Below are 17,877 nucleotides of genomic sequence, written 5' to 3'. Positions count from 1 at the left end.
TTAATTCCGGATAAAAGTTGCAAATTTAGCGGCGGCGTCCTGGTGTGCTTGCTGCACCAAAGTCATGGTCACCATCTCACTCGAAGACTGCAGTGCATCAGCTTGATAACCTAATTGTTCGTTAAAACGCAAGGCTGCGCTATTAGTGCTTTTCACCTGCGCCTTTAATAGCTTGATGCCAAGCTGTTCAAAAGCATACTGGTTCAGCGCTAAGGCCGCAAAAAATGCCAGTATAGTGCCGCGGTACTTAGCTTCACCTAAATAAAAGCCTGTTTCAACAGCTTCACATTCTGCCACAGCCAAAGCTGTAGGGCTTTTTAAATTACAGGCGCCAACCTTCTGGTTTTTATAACAAATCACAAACTGCATCTGGCGTCGGTCAGAAGATATACGTTCAAACCAGCTTTGTTGCCGCTCCGGGCTAATTTCACTCTGATCCAGCATGTGGCTGCTCACTTCCGGGCTATTGCGCCATATAAGCACCTGTGCCAAATCATCCTGCTGCAAAGGTTTAAGCAACACATTAAAGGCGGCTATTTCATCGGTATGCCACATAGTTAAGCGAGCGTCCGGCATTACACCAGATCCCAGCTCATGGCGGTGCCACGTGCCACGTCTTTAGTCACTGCTTTGCCCAAAAGCATCGACAGATATTTCGGAGGCAAGCCTAAACCAGGCCGGATAGCGCGCAAGTTTTCAGTGGTAAGTACATCACCCACTTTTAAATCAGCTGCAATATACAAAGAGCGGCGGTGTTTACGTGAAGCTATTTCTTTTTCAGTGCAGCCATAATTGACCTGACCTAAAGCCACTTTAGCTTTGGCTGTTTCTTCCACCAACTGTTTCAGCTCGTTCGGCTCTAATGAAAACTCAGCATCGACGCCACCTTCACTTCTGTCGAGTACAAAGTGTTTTTCAATCACAGTAGCGCCTAAAGCCACAGCAGCCACAGAGACACCAATACCTGTAGTGTGATCGGATAAACCGGCCTGGCATTGAAACAGTTGCGCTAAATGCGGGATGGTCAGTAAATTCGCATCAACAGGACGGGCGGGGTAGTTGCTGGTGCATTTGAGTAAAATCAGCTCTTTGCAGCCATTGGCGCGCAATACTTCCACAGATTCTGCCAGTTCTGATTGACTGGCCATGCCGGTCGACATAATTACAGGTTTGCCGGTTTTCGCCACCGCTGCCAATAGCGGATGATCAATATTTTCAAAAGAGGCAATTTTATAACAAGGCACATCCAAAGATTCTAAAAAATCCACTGCAGTTAAATCAAAAGGGGTGCTGAACGCCAGCATGCCGTGGCTTTTGGCTCGCTCAAAAATGGCTTTATGCCAGTCCCATGGTGTATAGGCAATCTGATACAACTTATACAAAGTGGTGCCATGCCAGAGGCTGTTTTTATCTTCGATATAAAACTCGCCAGTGTCTATATCCAGCGTCATGGTGTCGGCGGTATAGGTTTGTAATTTAACGGCTTGCGCACCGGCAGCTGCAGCTGCATCTATCATCGCCAGCGCTTTATCCAGCGATTGATCGTGATTGCCGGAAAGCTCAGCAATAATTAAAGGCGGATGAGAAGGTCCAACCCAGTGCTGGCCTAACTGAATATCCAAAGGTGCTTTGCTCATCTGTATTTTCCTGTACTGCTGTTGGCCTTTAATGCCGACCCTGAAATTCTGTGTTGAGTAAATCTACAATAGCAGCACAACCGCCGCCTTGCGGCACCAGTTGTTTGGCTTTGTCGGACATCAACTGCAACTGCTCTGGATTTTCCAGCAACTGCTGCACAGCGTCCGTTAATTGCAATGCTGTTAAATTCTGACCTTGCCCCAGATAACCACAAACGCCTGCTTCGACTAAAGATAAAGTGCTGGCGACTTGGTTTTCTGCCAAAGTCACCACCAATGCAGGCAAAGCCAAGGCACAGCGTTCCCAATGGGTGGAACCACCTGCACCTATCATTAAAGTGGCTTGACTCATCAATTCTGCCATCTGTGGCGTATTGATATATAAATTGAAACGGCTGTCTTTAGCACAGAGTTTTTCAAGTTCCATCCTGTGTGGATTGGCAAGGCCTATGACTATATCGGCATGAAAGTCAGTTTTCTGAAGTTGCTGTAACGCCTTTATCGTCCTGCTGGTTAAATTCAGCTCGTCTGTGCCACCGTAAAACACTAAAAAGCGCAGTTGATCGGCTTTTGCTGTTCGTTGAAAAGTTGCAAATTCCGGACGTAGCAGCACATAAGAAGGGCCTAACAGCAGTGTGGCTTCTTTATTCACCAGTGAGTCATACCTGCTATGCAGCTGCGGGTAGAGGTTTTGATCCAGCAAATAATCGCAGTGATGAGGCCTGTTGGCTAAGTCATCAATCACCAGAAGTTTTTGATAAAAACTTGTCATCGCCTGTTCAAATGTTTTGGACAAGCCGTAGTGGTCAATCACTAATAAATCGACAGGTTGTTGCAGTTGCCCAATAAGCTCTGCCGCATCTTGCTGTTCTGTTACGCCAAGCCAGGCGGCATAGTCTGTTGCTTGGGTATTTGTCGCTGGAGCTGTTAATTCAAGGACGTCTAAACCTTGATCGCGCAGCCACTGAATTAAATTGCCGGAATGAGCGCGACAGGCAAAAACAACAGACCAACCTGATTGCTGCACTGCTTTGGCCAGGGTCAGGCAACGCATCAAATGACCTGAACCTATAACGGCTGAGGCATCGACCCGAAATAGCGCTTTTCTGCTGACTGTCATGGCTGTCTTAAAAGCAGTTGATGCAACAGCTCAGCGCGAAGCCAGTCGTCCACTGTATCTATATCCTGCACCAAATGCTGTGGCAGCTCATATAAATAAGAGCTTGGCGAAAACACTGGTTTGGCATCCAGCCAGCTTTGAGCACGACCACAATAAAACTGACCCGCATCATGAAAAGTTTCAGGCAAGTCCTGTGATCGTTTAGGAATAGAAGATGGGTCTACAGCACTGACTTTGCCTGACTCAGAGCGATACAAAGCACGCTGAATAGGAAAACTAAAACGACAGCCTGAGAATACATAATCCAAAGCCGCATCCTGTTGCAATTGCAGCATGGCCTCTTTTAGCATCTCAGCTTGAAGCAAAGGTGCAGTGGCATAAATACAGGCAACGAATTCGGGTTTTAACTGGTGTTGCAGGGCCCAATTGATGGCATGACGCACTACGGCTGAGGTACCTGTGTGATCATCTGATAATTCGGCAGGGCGGATAAAAGGCACTTTGGCGCCAAAGCCTTGCGCCACAGCTGCAATCTCTGCATCATCGGTGGATACCCAAACTTCATCAAAAACGCCGGACAACAATGCGGCTTCGATAGACCAGCCAATCATCGACTTACCATTAAAGTCTTTAATATTTTTACGCGGAATTCGTTTACTGCCGCCGCGTGCCGGAATAATGGCCATTTTCACTTAATGCAAAAGCTCAATGAGGTTTGAACAAACAAAATCAATTTCATCTTCTGAAAGTTGAGGATGAAGGGGTAACGTAAGAATTTTTTTGTAGAATAGTTCAGCTTTGGGGAAATCACCTTCCTTAAATCCAAGGTTTGTATAAAAAGGCTGTAGATGTACAGGAAAATAGTGGACATGAACCTGAATCCCTCTAGCTCTCATAGCATCAAAAACACTTCGTCTAATTGATTCATCATGAAGCTTTATGATTTGCAGATGTCTTGCACTAAAACAATCGTGTAAAGGTTCAACTATGTCCAGTGGTTGTTCTTTAAGTAATTTTCGGTATTGACCTGATAAGGTGTTTCTTCTGGCAGTAAAGCTGTCTATCGATTTCAGTTGGCTTAGACCCAGAGCAGCCTGTAAATCAGTGATTCTATAGTTGAAACCGAGGCTATGTTGTTCATAATACCAATCACCCTCATCTAGTCTCACCAGTTCATTTTGTTCTTTTGTTATACCGTGACTGCGCAACATCATTAAAGTGTTAGCTAATTCAGGGTCATTTGTTGTGGCCAATCCTCCCTCAGCTGTAGTTATTATTTTTACAGGATGGAAACTGAATACACATATATCGCTGAATTCACATGCTCCAATTTTTTTGTGATTGAAACTACCTCCTATTGCATGAGAGGCATCCTCAATCACTCGAAATCCGTATATTTTTGCAAGTTTATCAATTTCTTCCATATCACAGCTATGGCCAGCCAGATGGACAGGTATGACTACTTTAGGGAGTCTGCCTTTCTGTTTTGCTTGTGCCAGTTTCGCAGCTAAGGACACTGTACACATATTTCCTGTTGTTATATCCACATCAACAAAGTCAATCGATGCCCCACAATAAAGAGCACTATTTGCCGAAGCTACGAATGTTATTGGGGATGTCCAGACCAGATCTCCTGGGCCAACGCCTAAGGCTAAGTTTGCGATATGCAAAGCGGAAGTCGCGCTGTTAACGGCAACAGCAAACTTACAATCGGTATATTCGCTAATGGCCTTCTCAAACTCTTTGATTTTAGGCCCCTGTGTCAGGTTATTATTTTTAAGGACGTCAACTACAGCGTTGATATCGGCATCACTTATACATTGTTTACCGTAAAGAATCATGTTCGCCCCAGTTTGTTGTAATTGTTCTGTCTGCTGCAAGTAAGAACTTTGTGACCCACACTTGTGGTGTTTCACAATGTGCTCTGGTCGTCTTAAAACTGACAGTCATATTGGATCTATACCCACTGTAACAAACCTTAGCATAATTTATTCCACTATTAAAAAATCCTTTTTAAATAGGTGCTTAGCTTAGAATCATCTGGTTATAGCTTTATTGTCTAAAAAAAGCACAGTTTAAAGCTTGGGCAGGCAGCTCATTTTGAGGTAGACTCCTTTCATAGCCAATCCGTTTCGGAATAGCCTGAGGTAGTAGTATGAAAATCGGTAGCTCTTTCGCCAATGAAAACCAGTTGAAATTCAATTCAAATGAATCTGAAAATTTGCTGAAAAAATTAGCCACAGCGCGTCGTATCAACAGTGCTGCAGATGATGCCGCCGGATTACAAATTGCCAACCGTTTAACTCAGAGTGCCAATGCTTCTGCACAGGGCACACAGAATGTATACGATGGTATCTCTTTAGCTACTGTGGCCGATCAAGGCTTGCAGGGCGTGACAGATAATCTGAATGAAATGGGCCGTTTAGCTGTGCAGGCTGGTAATGGCATTTTAACTGCTTCAGACCGTCAGGCCTTGCAAAAACAAGCTGATGCTTACTCCGCCAGTATTCAGGACCAAATTAAAAATACCGAATTTGCTGGCATCAAATTATTTGATCAGGATGGATCTATTCCTGTAGGAACAGGCAATGGCAGTATCAGTATTAAAACTCAGGATTTATCCACTAAGTTAACTGACTCAGGTGCTTTTAGTATTGATTTGTCTTCTGCTGAAAGTGCAGAAGCGTCGCTGAAGTCTATTCAGAGTTCTTCACAGCTAGTGGACAACAACAGAACTGATTTAGGCGCTACTATTAATGCTTTGCAGTCGACAGCCCGTAATCTGCAAACGCAGAATGTAAACGAGCAGGAAGCCATCAGCCGTATTCAGGACCTGGATTATGCCAAAGCGGTCACAGAACAAGTGGCAGCCGGTGTTCGTGAACAAGCTTCTATTTCTGTGATTAGCCAGGGCCGTGTTTCTGAACAACAAGCCTTAAAGCTGTTAGCTTAATTTATAAAAATGGGGTCAGATCACATTAGCAAACAACGTTAATGTGATCTGACCCCATTTTTAAACGCTATTTTTTTGACGCCAGTGTCAAAAAAATAGCGTTTTACCTTGCAACCTCAGACAAGCTTTGTAGAATGATAAAAAAGCAGTAAAAGTCTGAGTCTTATGACCACCAAGCTCTATATTCTTGATCAGCAGGAACAACGAACCTCTCGTTTAGGCGCTGTGCTGAGTTTTATTTCTGAACCCCATCAGTTGCTGAACTACCATGAGCTGGACCAGCATTTACATGCAGGCTCACAAGCTGTGATTTTATTAGGGGCTTTGTCCAATCAGGATCATGAACAGCTGATCCGTCGTTATCCGGCTTGTGCTTTTTTGTTGCTGGGTGAAACCCTGAAGCATCATATAGGGTTAGCCAATGTGGTGGGCTTACTGACTGAACCCTTCTCTTACGCTTCATTTACTCAGTTACTGCGGGATTGTCAGGAATACCAGCGTTTATTACCAGGCCAGAAAGGTCAGTGTGAACAATCGCGTTTTATTGGCATGGTCGGGCAAACTCAGGCTATGCAGCAGGTTCGTTTCCTGATCCAGCAAGTCGCTAAAACCGACGCCAATGTGTTAATTCTGGGGGATTCAGGTACAGGCAAAGAAGTGGTGGCCCGTAATATCCATGTGCTGTCGAATCGTCATCAGGGGCCTTTTGTACCACTGAACTGTGGTGCAATTCCGGCCGAATTATTAGAAAGCGAGTTGTTTGGCCATGAAAAAGGTGCTTTTACCGGTGCGATTTCCACCCGTAAAGGCCGCTTTGAACTGGCACAGGGCGGTACTCTGTTTTTGGATGAAATTGGTGATATGCCTTTGCCTATGCAGGTGAAGTTATTAAGAGTGCTGCAAGAACGGATCTATGAGCGGGTAGGTGGCAGTCAGCCTATTCGGGCTGATGTACGTATTATCGCCGCGACTCACAGAGCGCTGGAAAACATGATTGAAGAAGGGCGTTTCCGTGAAGACTTATTTTATCGTCTGAATGTCTTTCCTATTGAAACCCCGGCGCTTCGCGACAGAAGTGATGACTTACCTCTGTTGGTGCAGGAACTGATTATCCGCACTGAGCAACAAGGCCACGCCAAAGTGAAATTTACTGAACGTGCATTGGAGAGTTTAAAACTGCACCCATGGCCAGGTAATGTGCGTGAGCTGGCGAATCTGGTGGAACGTATGGCTATTATGTTTCCAAATCAGGTGGTGGATGTGGCTGAACTCCCACAAAAATACCGCCATCTGGAAGTGGAAACTTATGTGCCTGTTTATCCGGATGCCTTGCTGGAACGGGATGCAATTAACGAATTATTCCAAAGCAGTGACGATGAAGACGAAAGCACTGACGAGCTGATTTTCCCTCAAGCAGGCAGCATTGAAGTCTTGCCAGAGCAGGGCATGGATTTAAAAGAGTTTTTAGCTGAACTGGAGATTTCTTTAATTACTCAGGCACTGGAACGGCACGACTATGTAGTTGCAAGAGCTGCAGATATTCTGTGTTTGCGCCGTACAACTCTGGTTGAGAAGATGCGTAAATACAATTTAATGCGGGATGAAAGCCAGGCCTGACAGCTTAATTGTCAAAAAAATGGCCTGTTAAGTTATTGATTTTACATCCCTTAAATCAATATTTAATTGTGGCATGTCTTGTGCATTTGAATGGCTAGTGTCAATTCATTTGCAGAGACGTTATGAGTTCAGCCAAAGCTTATGCTTATGTTGCAGCAGAAATGCAGCCACAAGCGCAGCCAGAAGTACCAGCAGCAACTGCCATTCATACGGCCCGTCAGGCCCGTCGCCTGCAGCATTTGGTCAATAACCTGCCAACAGCCGTTATAGTGCTGGATGAGCGTGGTTATGTGGCTGAAGCTAATCCCGTTGCTATTTCTATCTTAGGCGAGCCTTTAGTGGGGCAGCGCTGGTTGGATGTGATAGCGCGCTCGTTCCGGCCCCGCAGTGATGACGGTATGGAAGTGTCCTTATTAGATGGGCGCAGAGTCAAACTGGCAATCAGTTCCTTAGAGCCTGAAGCAGGGCAGTTGATTGTATTAACTGATCTGACGGAAACCCGTCAGTTGCAAAGCCGACTGGCTCATTTACAGCGTTTATCGACCCTTGGCAAAATGATGGCGTCCTTGGCGCATCAAATTCGCACTCCATTATCTTCAGCTTTGTTATATGCGCAGAATTTAACCAGCCCTAAATTGAACCCAAACTCGCGTGAGCAATTTCAGCATAAGCTGGTGGCCCGTCTGGTGGATTTAGAACAGCAGGTCAATGACATGCTGTTATTTGCCCGCGCAGGACGCGAACAGCAAGTAGAAGCCTTATCTTTGCAACAACTGCTGACCGAGGTGTTCGCAGGTGTTGAGGCTTTGGTGGAGCAACAGCAAAGTCAAATCAGTGTGCAACTGCCAGAACCTGATGTGCAAATTCTGGGAAACCCACGCAGCTTAGCTGGTGCTATTCAGAATTTATTGCAAAACAGCATGCAAATTATAGGTCAGGGGGCTGTGCTGAAACTCGAAGCCCGCTTAGATACTGTTAATCCTCAGTTGGTGATGATAGCGGTCGAAGACAATGGCCCTGGTGTACCAGAGCATTTACAGCAACAAATTTTTGAACCCTTTTTTACCACCCGTAGTCAGGGCACTGGCCTTGGATTAGCTGTGGTGCAAGCTGTTGCTCACTCTCACAATGGCACTATCCGTTATTGCACTTCAGAGTTGGGTGGCGCCCGTTTTGAATTATTGTTTCCCGTCTATGTGCCTGTCACTGCAGGTCAGGAGTTAAGTTATGCAAACAACTAGTATTTTGGTCGTTGAAGATGATGCCGGTTTACGCGAAGCATTGTGTGACACGCTGAGTCTGGCGAATTATCAGGTGGTGCCAGCCCAAAGTGCTGAACAAGGCTTGCAGCTGTTAAAAGAGCATAAAATCTCTTTACTGATCAGTGATGTGCAAATGGGTACTATGTCAGGTTTAGATTTACTCAAAACAGTGAAGCTGAACTTTCCGTCTTTGCCTGTGTTGATGATGACGGCTTATGCCAACGTCAATGACGCCGTGGTTGCTATTCGTAATGGTGCTGTGGATTATCTGGCGAAACCATTTTCACCCGAAGTGCTGATCAATATGGTCAGCCGCTATGCCTTGGGCGCAGAAGTAGCCACTATAGAACCTGTAGTGCATTCAGAGCAGGGCAAACAGCTGGTCAAACTGGCAGCGAAAGTCGCCCGTTCTGATGCCAATGTACTGGTACTAGGGCCAAGTGGTTCTGGTAAAGAAGTGCTGGCACGTTATATCCATCAACAAAGTGGTCGTCCTGACGGTCCTTTTGTCGCCATTAACTGTGCTGCTATTCCGGAAAATATGCTGGAAGCTACCTTGTTTGGCTACGAGAAAGGTGCTTTTACCGGCGCTATACAGGCCTGCCCAGGCAAGTTTGAACAAGCCCAGCAAGGTACTATTTTGCTGGATGAGATCAGTGAAATGGATTTAAACCTGCAGGCGAAATTACTGCGGGTATTGCAGGAACGTGAAGTCGAGCGTTTAGGTGCACGTAAAACCATTAAATTGGATGTGCGGGTGATCGCCACCAGCAACAGAGATTTAAAACAGGCTGTGGCCGAAGGCAAATTCCGCGAAGATTTGTACTATCGTCTGAACGTATTTCCACTGACCTGGACAGCATTAGCAGAACGTCCGGCTGACATAGTGCCGCTGGCGATGCATTTATTAGAACGGCATTGTCGTAGCACAGGTATGCCTCAGCCTCTGTTAAGTTATGCAGCTCAGCACAAACTGATGCAGCATTACTGGCCTGGTAATGTGCGTGAGTTGGATAACATAGTGCAACGCGCCCTGATTATTTGTGATGGCGACCAGATCAATGCAGCCGATATTTTGCTTGAATCAGCACCCAATATGATGGACAGCATGCCTGATGCAGCTCTGACTCAGGGCGGCGAGCTGGATGTCAGTGTGTTTAAATCTGAAATTTACGAGCAGGAACACCGTATTATTCTGGAAACTATGCGTGCTTGTGCCAATAGCCGCAAAGAAGTGGCCGAGCGTCTGGGGATCAGTGCCCGTACCTTAAGATACAAACTAGCCAGGATGCGAGAGTCTGGTATTCAGTTACCTGCTTAAATGAAAATGGGGTCAGATCACATAAGTTATGCGTAACTTATGTGATCTGACCCCATTTTTAATTTTCAATCATCTCATTTTATTAAATTTAATTCTGGCACGATCCCTGCTTTATCTCTGTTAATCGTAGTAATAGCAATATTTTGACAGGTCACAGCAGATGAACATTCAAGGTCAAGGTCACAGTCTTTATCAGGAACTTCAGTCCCTCGCTTCACAAGCCCGAAGTGTGCCTTCTGAATTGGCCATTCCGGCTATCCCTGAGCAAAATACCAGCCAATCTGATTTCTCCGCCATGCTCAAAGGTGCGCTGGACAAAGTAAATGGTTTACAAACTCAAAGCCGTGAACTCAGCACAGCTGTTGAAATGGGCGACCCTAAAGTGTCTTTGGCTCAGGCCATGATTGCCGGGCAAAAAGCCTCTTTAGCCTTTGAAGCCACAGTACAGGTGCGAACCAAGCTGGTTGAAGCCTATAAAGAAATTATGTCGATGCCGGTCTAAGGCGGGGGATTAAAACGTGGCAGAAAGTACCTCAACTGAACTGGCAATTTCGTCAGATGATTTTGGCAGCAACACCCCGGTGCAACAGGAGCAGAAATCCGGCTTCTTAGGCTCTATGGGCGGTGGCATGGATATGGTGCGGCAAATCAGTTTGATTGTCGCTTTAACTATCTGTATTGCATTAGCTGTGCTGATTATTTTGTGGGCCCGCGAGCCTGATATGCGACCTTTAGGCACTTTTGAAACCAAAGAGCTGATTGAAACTCTGGATTATCTGGACAGCCAAAAAGTAGATTACAAGCTTGAAGGCCAGGTGGTGATGGTGTCCGGTAAAGAATATCAGGATATTAAGCTCAAACTGGCACGTGCAGGTTTACAGCAGCAACAAACCACCGGCGATGAAATTCTGATGCAGGACAGTGGTTTTGGCGTCAGCCAGCGTTTAGAGATGGAAAGGTTAAAACACAGCCGTGAACAGCAACTGGCCCGTACTATCGAACAATTTCAAAGCATAGCCTCAGCCCGTGTATTGCTTGCTATTCCAAAAGAGAATATTTTTGCCCGCCGTGAAAAACAACCGTCCGCTACTGTGATGGTGACAGTTCGTGGCGGTAAAAGCTTAAAAGACGGTGAAGTCGATTCCATCGTCGATTTAGTGGCTTCTGCGGTACAAGGTCTTGAACCCAGCCGTGTGACTGTGACGGATCAAAATGGTCGTCTGCTGAACAGCGGCTCGCAAGACGCTTCATCAGCCCGTAGTCGTAAAGAATATGAGATGGAACGCGCTCGTGAAGAAGAATATCGTCAGAAAATTGACTCCATTTTAATCCCGGTGCTGGGCGTAGATAACTACACAGCTCAGGTGGATTTATTAATGGATTTTACTGCTGTTGAACAAACGCAAAAACGTTTTAATCCTGATTTACCTGCGGTGCGCAGCGAAATGAGCATTGAAGAAAACAGCGTGGGTGGTGGTTTAGGCGGCATTCCTGGTGCTTTAACCAACCAGCCGCCACTGAACAGCGCTATTCCTGAACAAGCAGTCGGAGCTGATGCCAGTAAACCTGTAGTGCCTGGTCGCAATACCAAAGAAATGACCCGTAACTATGAACTGGATACCACCATCAGTCATTCGACTCAGCAGTCCGGTGTGATTCGTCGTATCAGTGTTTCTGTTGCTGTAGATTATATGCCAGGTACAACAGCAGCCGATGGCACTGTGACTGAACCACAAATCCGTTCTCAGGCTGAAATTGCCAATATCCGTCGTTTATTGCAAGGGGGCATTGGTTTTGATGTACAACGGGGCGATACTATAGAAGTTGTATCTGTGCCTTTTGCCCGCAGTATTATGGCTGAAGCTGTTGAACCTCCGATTTACGAGCAGGAATGGTTTGCCCGTATGCTGAAGCTGGTGATGGGTACACTGATTATTATCGTGTTGATTGTTGCTGTGGTTCGTCCAATGTTGAAGAAACTGATTTACCCTGAAGATACTCAGGATGTTTATGATGAATCTTCTTTAAGCAGTGGTCTGGATCTGGGTGACGATACTCTGGATATGTTAACCCGCGAGTTTGATGCGAAGTCTGTAGGTTTCGCAGCGGATGGCACATTGATGCTGCCAGACTTGCATGGTGATGAAGATCTGTTAAAAGCGGTTCGGGCTCTGGTTGCGAATGAACCTGAATTGTCCTCATTGGTCGTTAAAAATTGGTTAGCCGAAGATGAGTAATGTTGAAAACATCAAGCCGAGCTTTGACGTAGGCAAATTAGATGGCGTCGAGAAAGCCGCTATCCTGTTGCTGAGTTTGTCAGAAGAGGACGCTGCACAGATTTTAAAACACCTGGAGCCAAAACAAGTGCAAAAGGTGGGTATGGCGATGGCGCAGATCGACGATCTGAACCAGGCCAAAATTGCCGCTGTGCACCGGCTTTTTATCGAGCAAATTCAGAATTTCAGTACTATCGGCTTCCAGAGCGAAGACTTTATCCGCCGCGCTTTAACCGCGGCCTTAGGTGAAGAGAAAGCCTCGAATCTGATTGACCAGATTATTCTGGGTGGTGGCGCCAAAGGCCTGGATTCATTGAAATGGATGGACTCGAAGCAGGTGGCGAATATCATCCGCAACGAGCACCCGCAGATCCAGACTATTGTATTGTCCTACTTAGAGCCGGAACAGTCCGCCGAAATTCTGTCGCAGTTCCCGGAAAAAGTGCGTTTAGACTTAACTATGCGTATTGCCAACCTGGAAGAAGTACAACCAGCGGCACTGCAAGAATTAAACGAAATTATGGAGAAACAGTTTGCTGGTCAGGCTGGTGCTCAGGCCGCGAAAATGGGTGGCTTAAAAGCTGCGGCCGATATTATGAACTACCTCGACACCAATGTTGAAGGTCAGTTGATGGATGCGATTCGCGAACATGACGAAGAAATGGCACAACAAATTCAGGATCTGATGTTTGTATTTGAAAACCTGATCGACGTGGACGACAGGGCCATTCAGACCATTCTGCGTGAAGTACAGCAGGATGCGTTGATGAAAGCATTGAAAGGCGCTGATGCCGACTTAAAAGAGAAGATCCTGAAAAATATGTCCAAACGGGCGGCTGAATTGCTGAACGACGATTTGGAAGCTATGGGACCAGTTCGTGTCAGCGAAGTGGAAGCGGCACAAAAAGATATACTGTCAGTTGCGCGTCGCTTGGCTGATGCCGGCGAAATTATGCTGGGTGGTGGTGGTGGTGAAGACTTCCTGTAACAGGATTGTGGAGTAAAGCTGTATGACCATGGATCCTTTCAGAACCAAACAACCTTTTGCGCCAACGGATGAGTTACTTGAACTACTCAAACGTTGGCCAAGCCCTGAACTGACATCAGATAAAAAGGCTCCGGTTGGAAAAACCAATGCGTTGAATAAAACACTGCCAACACAAAAGATGGCCGCAGTGGCAGTGGAAGAAGACACTGAACTGGACATCAAACCTCTGACGGCTGACGATATTGAACAAATACGTCAGGCTGCTTTTGATGAAGGTTTTGCTCAGGGTAAAGAAGAAGGTTTTTCTAAAGGTTACGAAGAAGGCCGCGAACAGGGCAGTGCTGATGGTTTAGCTCATGGCCAGGCCGAAGGTAAAAAACTTGGCTTAGAGCAAGCTACTGAAGAAATCGAGCAGAAAAAGCAGCAACTGGCTGCCTTGCTGGATCAGTTGCAGCAGCCTTTACTGCAAATCGATCAGCAGGTAGAGCAGCAACTGGTGCAACTTTGTTTGGCAATGGCAGAAGCTGTGATTGCTATCGAAGTGAAAACCAATCCACAGGTTATTTTAAAAACACTGTCTGATGCGACAGCTGTATTACCACTGCAAACCGAACATATTCTGATCAAACTTCATCCTGATGATATTGCTGTGGTTGAGCAGCATTTCAGTGCAGAACAATTAGCAGAGCGGCATTGGCAATTGCGCTCAGACCCGGCTATTGAACGGGGTGGTTGTCTGCTGGAGACCCCTTTATCTTCGATGGACAGAAGTATTAAACACAGATTGCAAAGCAGTCTGGAGCATTTCTTGCATTCTCCTGATTAATATCAAGCTCTGTCTTGTTGCAGGCTTTGTTTAAGGAGTTTTATGTCGTCGTCACAGTTAGCCGCTAACTTAAAGCAACAGCTGCAGCATATTCAGAAAAGCAGGCCTAATCTGGCCGGACGCTTGGTTCGGGTCGTGGGTCTGACTCTGGAAGCTACAGGCTGCACCGCGGCTATAGGCCAGACTTGTCACGTTGAAACCGCATCCGGTCAGTTGTTTGCTGAAGTGGTGGGGTTTGCTAACGACCGTATTTTTCTAATGCCTAAAGATGATGTGTCCGGTGTAGTGCCTGGTGCAAAAGTGACACCTTTAAATGATTTCAAAGGTGTGCCTTTAACCATGGCACTGCTGGGGCGGGTTATTGACGGTGCAGGTAAGCCATTGGATGGCAAAGGGCCGATTTTAAGTCAGGAATTTGGCGGCGCGAAAAAACCTCCTATTAATCCATTACAACGTCAGCCTATTCATGCCCCGCTGGATGTAGGCGTACGCGCTATCAACAGTATTATTACCGTAGGCAAAGGCCAGCGTATGGGGTTGTTTGCAGGCTCAGGTGTAGGTAAGTCGGTGCTGCTTGGCATGATGACCCGCGGTACTGCCGCTGATGTGATAGTGGTTGGTTTAGTGGGCGAGCGGGGCCGTGAGGTTAAAGAATTTATTGATGAAATTCTCGGTGAAGAAGGCCGCAAACGTTCTGTGGTAGTGGCGGCTCCTGCCGATGTATCACCGTTAATGCGTTTAAAAGGCTGTGAAACTGCAGTGCAGGTGGCTGAATATTTCCGCGAGCAAGGGCTTGATGTACTGCTGCTGCTCGATTCCATCACCCGTTATGCGCAGGCACAGCGGGAAATTGCTTTGGCCGTAGGTGAACCCCCAGCGACTAAGGGCTATCCGCCTTCGGTATTTGCCAAATTACCGGCACTGGTCGAAAGGGCTGGTAATGGTGCTGTAGGTCAGGGATCCATCACCGCTTTTTATACTGTGCTGTCTGAGGGCGATGATTTACAAGACCCTATTGCTGATGCGTCCCGCGCTATTTTGGATGGTCACATCGTTTTGTCCCGTCAGCTCGCTGACAGCGGTCATTTTCCCGCCATCGATATTGAAAAGTCGATCAGCCGGGTTATGCCTGCAGTGACCAGTATGGAACACCAAAAACTGGCCCGTGCTGTAAAGCAGTTATATGCCTCTTATCAGCAAAGCAAAGATTTAATTTCTATAGGTGCTTATGTCAAAGGTGCCGATCCGCAATTGGATGCCGCTGTCACCTTGATGCCAAAAATCCGTGGTTTTTTACAGCAGGAAATGAAAGATATTGTGCCTTATGACGAAAGTCTGACACAGCTGGATAAACTCTTGCCTGCTCACTTAGGACGTTAATCTATGGCCCTTGCACAGCTTCAATTGTTGGTGAAAGTCCAGCAGGAAAAAGAAGACAAATTACATGCACAGTACAGAGCTGCGCTGCAGAACTACCAGTCGATGCAGCAAAAATATCAGGGGCTGGCTGATTATCGTATTGAGTATGTACAACAAACTCAAAGCCGTGGTCAACAGGGCATGGCGGGCCGTAGTTTTAATCAATATCTGAATTTCATTGGTAAGCTGGATGCAGCTTTAACGGCGCAGCAGCAATATGTGCAACAAGCCAAGGCCAGTGCCGACCAGCGTTTGCTTCAGCTACTGGATATGCAGAAAAAACGTAAAGCGCTGGAAATACTGATTGAACGGGAACTGGCAGAAGTACAACGTAAAGCCGACAAACAAGAGCAAAAAATGTTGGATGAAATAGCTTCTCAGCAATTTTTCCGCAGAGTCAGTTAAGTGTGGCGCGTATTTTGTATGTCTTTTCTATTATGTAGTTTGCTAACTAATATATTGCCTGCCCAGTGCTGGCACTAATGAGCAAAAGCAGCACAGCTGCTTGCATCCGGACCGGAGTGATCGATGGCTGAATTATTATCAATGACACTGCTTAGCCCTGAGCCCGTCTCAGCAGCAAAGCCACAAGCTGGGTTGTCAAACGACGGTTCTGCTGAGCCGGATCAAAGTTTTGCCGCTACATTGGCTGCAGAGGTAAATGGCAAAGCGCCGGAAAAGTCAGCTAAATCTGTTGCTAAAACGCGGCAGAATAATGCCTCAGAAGTGTCGGATCTGCACAAATCGTCTGAAAACCAGAGTGCTGGCACAGCCGACACTAAAAGCGAGGCCGCCGGATCTGCGGTGACTCATAGCCCTTCAGAAGCTAAAGATGATAAAGCGTTGACTGCAGCTGAGACTGAAGCGGAACTGGTGAGTACTGAAAAAGGCGAAGCAGAACAATCACATTGGTTAAACTTGCTGGAAAAAGCAAAAACTTTGCATGAACGTTTAACCAAAGCTGAAAAAACAGAACCCGATACTAAAGTGGTCGTAGGGCCGAAAGTTGACAAAGTCTGGCCAGGAATGACAGGCGACCCGGCAGAGATCAAGGCTGCAGGAAAACAGGTGGCAGATCCAACTACAACAGCGCAAGGTGCTGAGGCTTTAGCTGCCACTGAACACGAAGGTGCTGTTGTGCTGAAAAATATGCCGCTGGCAAGTCAAGGCTCAGAGCAGCATCTGACAGCAGAAGAGTTAAAAGCTTTAAAGCTGAGTTCTCCGTCAGATAAAAACCTGTCAGTAAAAAATGACTCTGTTGACACCCCATTAAAACAAGGCAGCGTAGCTCAATTGGCTCAAAAAACACCGCAGGATGGTCAGCAGAGCTTGTCTGAAACTGTAACGGAAGAGGCTGCGGACCAGGCTCTGGTTAAAATCCCAAAAGACACAAGCCCTGATCAAAACAAAGTTTCAGCCCAGATTGAGAAATCACTAAAAAGAGCGGTTGATACCGGGAAAACTGAGTCTGCAGTGGCTGCAACTACGGAGCGAACTGCTGAGGTAACTGCAGTAGTTGGCATCAATAAAGCTGCGGTTCAACCAGAGCAGCTCACGTTGCCTAAAGGGGTGACCCTGACAGTTACACAGTCTGAAGAGCAGGAGTCTGAGACCGAAAACCTGAGCTCGCACGCCTCGGCTACGGATCCAAAAGCCTCAATACAGGCTCAAAGTGCAGCCGCAGTATTAGCTCCAGTAGCAAAACAAAGCAAAGCTGCGCCAGCTGAAGCTAAAGTGACGACTGAAGAGGTCTTAAAACAAGTTCAAACAGCTACTCTGTCCGCTCAGGGAGAGCAGGGAGCATCATCTTCTTCCGGTGAATCCGGTCAGCAGAGTAAAGCTGACAGCTTGCTCAGCGTTATTGAGCAGCAAAAAAGTAGTAACCCTGTGGCGACAGAAATCAATACATTTAGCAGTCAGTTAAAATCCAGTCTGGAAAAAGCCAGCGCAGCGCTTACTGTTACAGCTCGTGACCTCGTCTCTGAGCAAAGTCAAAAGCCGCTGGACCCGCTTGGACAGAAACTGAATTTGATCCAGCCAGAAGCTTCAAATCAGTTAAAAGAAAAGATGCTGATGATGGTTAAAGACAAAGTGCATACCGCTGAAATTCGTCTGGATCCTTCGGAATTAGGCTCGATGCAGATCAAAATAAGTTTGCAGCAGGACCAAATGTCGGTGCAGTTTATGGTGCAGCAGGGCAATGCCAAAGAGTTGATGGAGCAACAAATGCCAAAACTCAAAGAATTATTGCAACAGCAAGGTATTGAACTGAGCCAGGGCTCGGTACAGCAGCAAAACCAATCGTCTTCAGGCCAGGGAGGGGGTCGTCGTACCGCAGGTGGTCATGCTGTGGGCACTGCTGCTGATGGTTCTGAGCAGGGCAATGATCCTGCTCTGATGCCGAAGAAGAATCCAGACCGCGTGGTGGACTATTACGCCTAAAGACCAAAGAAGCAGC

The 17,877-nt window shown here is 46.6% G+C and carries 16 protein-coding genes; 11 read left to right on the top strand and 5 right to left on the bottom strand.

The genetic code is table 11. The annotated features are described in order from the left end of the window. Genes P3C17_RS12155 through pseC form a run of 5 tightly spaced genes read right to left on the bottom strand, consistent with a single transcriptional unit; the run spans position 1 to position 4,673 of the window. Entirely contained in the window at positions 1-576 is a 576-nt protein-coding gene (locus P3C17_RS12155) for a GNAT family N-acetyltransferase (RefSeq protein WP_300929683.1), read from the bottom strand. Further along, positions 576-1,637, bottom strand: a complete 1,062-nt coding sequence (pseI, locus tag P3C17_RS12150; protein WP_300929682.1) for a pseudaminic acid synthase — start codon at positions 1,635-1,637, stop codon at positions 576-578. The genes P3C17_RS12155 and pseI overlap by 1 nt, the downstream gene beginning before the upstream one ends. Positions 1,638-1,665: 28 nt before the next feature. Further along, positions 1,666-2,757 (bottom strand): UDP-2,4-diacetamido-2,4,6-trideoxy-beta-L-altropyranose hydrolase, encoded by a 1,092-nt coding sequence (pseG, locus tag P3C17_RS12145; protein ID WP_300929681.1) that lies wholly within the window; start codon positions 2,755-2,757, stop codon positions 1,666-1,668. Continuing rightward, positions 2,754-3,443 carry a pseudaminic acid cytidylyltransferase gene (pseF, locus tag P3C17_RS12140; protein ID WP_300929856.1) on the bottom strand — a complete coding sequence of 230 codons (690 nt, stop codon included), beginning with the start codon at positions 3,441-3,443 and terminating at the stop codon, positions 2,754-2,756. Before pseF ends, pseG begins: the two co-directional genes overlap by 4 nt. Before the next feature lie 6 nt (positions 3,444-3,449). Next, entirely contained in the window at positions 3,450-4,673 is a 1,224-nt protein-coding gene (gene pseC, locus P3C17_RS12135) for a UDP-4-amino-4,6-dideoxy-N-acetyl-beta-L-altrosamine transaminase (RefSeq protein ID WP_346015666.1), read from the bottom strand. 239 nt (positions 4,674-4,912) lie between these two features. On the opposite strand from pseC, the gene P3C17_RS12130 reads away from it, so the two are divergent. The 11 genes from P3C17_RS12130 (at position 4,913) to P3C17_RS12080 (ending at position 17,861) form a co-directional block, all read left to right on the top strand. After that, positions 4,913-5,710, top strand: coding sequence for a flagellin (locus P3C17_RS12130; protein ID WP_300929680.1), 798 nt, complete (start codon positions 4,913-4,915; stop codon positions 5,708-5,710). Positions 5,711-5,875: 165 nt separating this feature from the next. Beyond that, positions 5,876-7,327, top strand: a complete 1,452-nt coding sequence (locus P3C17_RS12125; protein WP_300929679.1) for a sigma-54-dependent Fis family transcriptional regulator — start codon at positions 5,876-5,878, stop codon at positions 7,325-7,327. A 122-nt stretch (positions 7,328-7,449) separates the two neighbouring features. Then, a complete protein-coding gene (locus tag P3C17_RS12120) occupies positions 7,450-8,568 on the top strand; it encodes an ATP-binding protein (RefSeq protein ID WP_300929678.1) in 1,119 nt (372 codons plus the stop codon). Then, positions 8,555-9,910, top strand: a complete 1,356-nt coding sequence (locus P3C17_RS12115) for a sigma-54 dependent transcriptional regulator (protein WP_300929677.1) — start codon at positions 8,555-8,557, stop codon at positions 9,908-9,910. Before P3C17_RS12120 ends, P3C17_RS12115 begins: the two co-directional genes overlap by 14 nt. 160 nt (positions 9,911-10,070) lie before the next feature. Further along, positions 10,071-10,412, top strand: a complete 342-nt coding sequence (gene fliE, locus P3C17_RS12110) for a flagellar hook-basal body complex protein FliE (protein ID WP_300929676.1) — start codon at positions 10,071-10,073, stop codon at positions 10,410-10,412. Between the two features lie 16 nt (positions 10,413-10,428). Then, positions 10,429-12,147, top strand: a complete 1,719-nt coding sequence (fliF, locus tag P3C17_RS12105) for a flagellar basal-body MS-ring/collar protein FliF (RefSeq protein ID WP_300929675.1) — start codon at positions 10,429-10,431, stop codon at positions 12,145-12,147. Beyond that, complete coding sequence (fliG, locus tag P3C17_RS12100; RefSeq protein ID WP_300929674.1) at positions 12,140-13,174, top strand: flagellar motor switch protein FliG; 1,035 nt, start codon at positions 12,140-12,142, stop codon at positions 13,172-13,174. Before fliF ends, fliG begins: the two co-directional genes overlap by 8 nt. Before the next feature lie 22 nt (positions 13,175-13,196). Further along, positions 13,197-14,000: a flagellar assembly protein FliH gene (gene fliH / locus P3C17_RS12095; RefSeq protein WP_300929673.1), complete on the top strand. Its 804-nt coding sequence runs from the start codon at positions 13,197-13,199 to the stop codon at positions 13,998-14,000. A gap of 42 nt (positions 14,001-14,042) precedes the next feature. Then, a complete protein-coding gene (fliI, locus tag P3C17_RS12090) occupies positions 14,043-15,380 on the top strand; it encodes a flagellar protein export ATPase FliI (RefSeq protein WP_233078008.1) in 1,338 nt (445 codons plus the stop codon). Positions 15,381-15,383: 3 nt separating this feature from the next. Continuing rightward, positions 15,384-15,824, top strand: a complete 441-nt coding sequence (gene fliJ / locus P3C17_RS12085) for a flagellar export protein FliJ (RefSeq protein ID WP_300929672.1) — start codon at positions 15,384-15,386, stop codon at positions 15,822-15,824. Between the two features lie 123 nt (positions 15,825-15,947). Further along, the gene (locus tag P3C17_RS12080; protein ID WP_300929671.1) at positions 15,948-17,861 is read left to right on the top strand and encodes a flagellar hook-length control protein FliK; all 1,914 of its coding nucleotides are present in this window, start codon (positions 15,948-15,950) and stop codon (positions 17,859-17,861) included. The last annotated feature ends 16 nt before the right edge of the window (positions 17,862-17,877 follow it).

Origin of the sequence: Rheinheimera sp. 1928-s (assembly GCF_029269265.1) — a bacterium.
Taxonomy (GTDB): domain Bacteria; phylum Pseudomonadota; class Gammaproteobacteria; order Enterobacterales; family Alteromonadaceae; genus Pararheinheimera.
Note: the sequence above shows the minus strand (reverse complement) of the source record. Positions and strands in the feature narration are given on the sequence as shown.

Excerpts from the sequence above, each read along its gene's own strand:
- P3C17_RS12155 (WP_300929683.1), bottom strand. The coding sequence starts at position 576 with ATGCCGGACGCTCGCTTAACTATGTGGCATACCGATGAAATAGCCGCC.
- pseI (WP_300929682.1), bottom strand. The coding sequence starts at position 1,637 with ATGAGCAAAGCACCTTTGGATATTCAGTTAGGCCAGCACTGGGTTGGA.
- pseG (WP_300929681.1), bottom strand. The coding sequence starts at position 2,757 with ATGACAGTCAGCAGAAAAGCGCTATTTCGGGTCGATGCCTCAGCCGTT.
- pseF (WP_300929856.1), bottom strand. The coding sequence starts at position 3,443 with ATGGCCATTATTCCGGCACGCGGCGGCAGTAAACGAATTCCGCGTAAA.
- P3C17_RS12130 (WP_300929680.1), top strand. The coding sequence starts at position 4,913 with ATGAAAATCGGTAGCTCTTTCGCCAATGAAAACCAGTTGAAATTCAAT.
- P3C17_RS12125 (WP_300929679.1), top strand. The coding sequence starts at position 5,876 with ATGACCACCAAGCTCTATATTCTTGATCAGCAGGAACAACGAACCTCT.
- P3C17_RS12120 (WP_300929678.1), top strand. The coding sequence starts at position 7,450 with ATGAGTTCAGCCAAAGCTTATGCTTATGTTGCAGCAGAAATGCAGCCA.
- P3C17_RS12115 (WP_300929677.1), top strand. The coding sequence starts at position 8,555 with ATGCAAACAACTAGTATTTTGGTCGTTGAAGATGATGCCGGTTTACGC.
- fliE (WP_300929676.1), top strand. The coding sequence starts at position 10,071 with ATGAACATTCAAGGTCAAGGTCACAGTCTTTATCAGGAACTTCAGTCC.
- fliG (WP_300929674.1), top strand. The coding sequence starts at position 12,140 with ATGAGTAATGTTGAAAACATCAAGCCGAGCTTTGACGTAGGCAAATTA.
- fliH (WP_300929673.1), top strand. The coding sequence starts at position 13,197 with ATGACCATGGATCCTTTCAGAACCAAACAACCTTTTGCGCCAACGGAT.
- fliI (WP_233078008.1), top strand. The coding sequence starts at position 14,043 with ATGTCGTCGTCACAGTTAGCCGCTAACTTAAAGCAACAGCTGCAGCAT.
- fliJ (WP_300929672.1), top strand. The coding sequence starts at position 15,384 with ATGGCCCTTGCACAGCTTCAATTGTTGGTGAAAGTCCAGCAGGAAAAA.
- P3C17_RS12080 (WP_300929671.1), top strand. The coding sequence starts at position 15,948 with ATGGCTGAATTATTATCAATGACACTGCTTAGCCCTGAGCCCGTCTCA.